Source organism: Azoarcus sp. TTM-91 (genome assembly GCF_012911025.1).
Lineage (GTDB): Bacteria > Pseudomonadota > Gammaproteobacteria > Burkholderiales > Rhodocyclaceae > Azoarcus.
On record NZ_WUEI01000236.1, the window covers coordinates 1 to 2,095 of the forward strand.

At 68.5% G+C, this 2,095-nt stretch carries 4 protein-coding genes; all 4 read right to left on the reverse strand.

The features are described 5' to 3' along the window. Positions 1 to 437: biopolymer transporter ExbD (locus GRF61_RS23890; RefSeq protein WP_169153113.1), on the reverse strand; the 437-nt coding region annotated here is incomplete at its 3' end. A 17-nt stretch (positions 438 to 454) separates the two neighbouring features. Continuing rightward, positions 455 to 877, reverse strand: coding sequence for a biopolymer transporter ExbD (locus GRF61_RS23895; protein ID WP_169153114.1), 423 nt, complete (start codon positions 875 to 877; stop codon positions 455 to 457). A gap of 2 nt (positions 878 to 879) precedes the next feature. Then, a complete protein-coding gene (locus tag GRF61_RS23900) occupies positions 880 to 1,728 on the reverse strand; it encodes a MotA/TolQ/ExbB proton channel family protein (protein WP_169153115.1) in 849 nt (282 codons plus the stop codon). 101 nt (positions 1,729 to 1,829) lie between these two features. After that, a partial coding sequence (locus GRF61_RS23905) for an energy transducer TonB (protein ID WP_169153116.1) occupies positions 1,830 to 2,095 on the reverse strand: 266 nt, incomplete at its 5' end.

Here is a 2,095-nt window from a genome sequence, read left to right on the forward strand (position 1 = left end):
CACTCCCCCTGCAGAAACTGCTCCGCCCCCACCAGCCCGATCTTGGTCAGATGATTGCGCTGTATCGCCGCCATCACCGCGGCCACCGTCTCATAGGCCACCGCCCGGTCCGGGCGCACATGCAGCTCCGGCTGCACCGCCTGGGCGGCCGCGGTGGCCAGTTTGGGCTCCAGTGCCGCCAGCCCGGCCAGCGGCTCCGCATTCCACAGGATGCGGCCGTCGGCCTCGATGTTGATCCGCACCACCTCCGGCTCCACCACCTGGGATGGCGGATTGCCCTGGGGCAGGTTCAGCTCCACCGAGTGCAGCTGGATCGGGATGGTCACGATCAACATGATCAGCAGCACCAGCATCACGTCGATCAGCGGCGTGGTGTTGATGTCCAGCATCACCTCGGGCTCGGCCGAGGTCGAAGGCGTACCCACATTCATGCTCATGGTGCTCTCCTCCCCGTTCAGCCGCGCGGCGGCGGCTCGGTGATGAAGCCGATCTTGAGGATCCCGGCGCGCTGGCAGGCCAGCACCACCCGGCCCACATGCTCATAGGGCGCCGCGCCGTCGCCGCGGATCTGCACCTCCGGCTGCGGCTGGGCCACCGCCACCGTCTTCAGGCGCTCCACCAGCGCCGCGTTCGACAGCCGCTCCTGGTTCCAGAACACCCCGCCGTCACGGGTCACCGCCAGATTCACGTTCTCCGGCTTGGTCAGCCGCGGCTGGTTCACCTCCTTTGGCAGACTCACCGGCACCGTATGCGTCGCCACCGGGATGGTGATCAGGAAGATGATCAGCAGCACCAGCATCACATCCACCAGCGGCGTGGTGTTGATGGTGGAGATGACGCCATCCTCCTCCTCGGCCTGGCCCACGTTCATGCCCATGTTCAGCCCCGCGCCACCGCGACCACCTTGGCCGCCGCCGTGCGGGCATTGCCCCCGCCCAGCAGCACCGCATGCAGATCCACGCCGAAGGCGCGCACCTCGTCCAGCGAAGCCTTGTTGCGGCGGACCAGCCAGTTGTAGCCCAGCACCGCTGGCACCGCGACCGCCAGGCCGATGGCGGTCATGATCAGCGCCTCGCCCACCGGCCCGGCCACCTTGTCGATGGACGCCTGGCCGGCGATGCCGATGGCGGTGAGCGCGTGATAGATCCCCCACACCGTGCCAAAGAGACCGATGAAGGGCGCGGTGGAACCGACGGTGGCCAGCAGCGCCAGGCCGTCCTGCAGGCGGGCCTGCACATTGTCGATGGCGCGCTGGATGGACTGGCCCACCCAGGTGTTCAGATCGATGTGCTCCAGCAGGCCGGTGTGATGCTCCTTCGCCTCCAGGCCGGACTGGGCGATGAAGTGGAAAGCGCCATCCGGGTTGAGCGCCTGGGTGGCCTGCTGCACGCCGCCGGCGGTCCAGAACTTCGCCTTGGCCTCGCGCGCATGGCGGCGCAGCTTCTGCTGCTCGTAGAGCTTGGTGACGATCACATACCAGCTGGCGGCGGACATGATCACCAGGATCACCAGCGTGCCCTTGGCCACCGCATCGCCCTGCGCCCACAGCGCATCCAGGCCGTAGGGGTTGGTGACGGTCTCGCCGGCGGGGGCGGGCGCGACCGGCGCGGGGGCGGACTCGGCCGCCTGGGCGTACGCCACCGGCGCGGCAGAGAGCAAGAAGGTCGCCAGCGCCAGGGCGGCGGCGAGGAAGCGGCGCGGGCGCCGGACGATGGGGGAAGCGGACATGAGGGTTCTCCGGGGGGAAACAGGAAACGGGGGAAAGGACAAAAAAGAAAAAGGAAGGCGAAGGAATGGGGGAAAGGAAGCCGGCCTGGGCCGGCCGCCGTTCAGTTGTCCAGGGCGAACTGGAAGGGCACGCTCACCCGCACCGGCCGACCCTGGCCGACGCACTGGAAGCGGCCGACCGCATCGGTGACGACCTTGTTGAACACCGGATCGGAAGACCGGGCGATGCGCACGCCGGTGATGGCACCGGAGGTCTCGACCACGAACTCCACCAGCACCTCGCCGCTCTTGTTCAGGCGCAGGGCCTGGGGGGGATAGGGCACCGAGCTGCGGATGCCGAGGTGGTTGGGGCAGGTGACGCCGATGG

Coding starts and splice junctions, on each gene's coding strand:
- GRF61_RS23895 (WP_169153114.1), bottom strand. CDS start 877: ATGGGCATGAACGTGGGCCAGGCCGAGGAGGAGGATGGCGTCATCTCC.
- GRF61_RS23900 (WP_169153115.1), bottom strand. CDS start 1,728: ATGTCCGCTTCCCCCATCGTCCGGCGCCCGCGCCGCTTCCTCGCCGCC.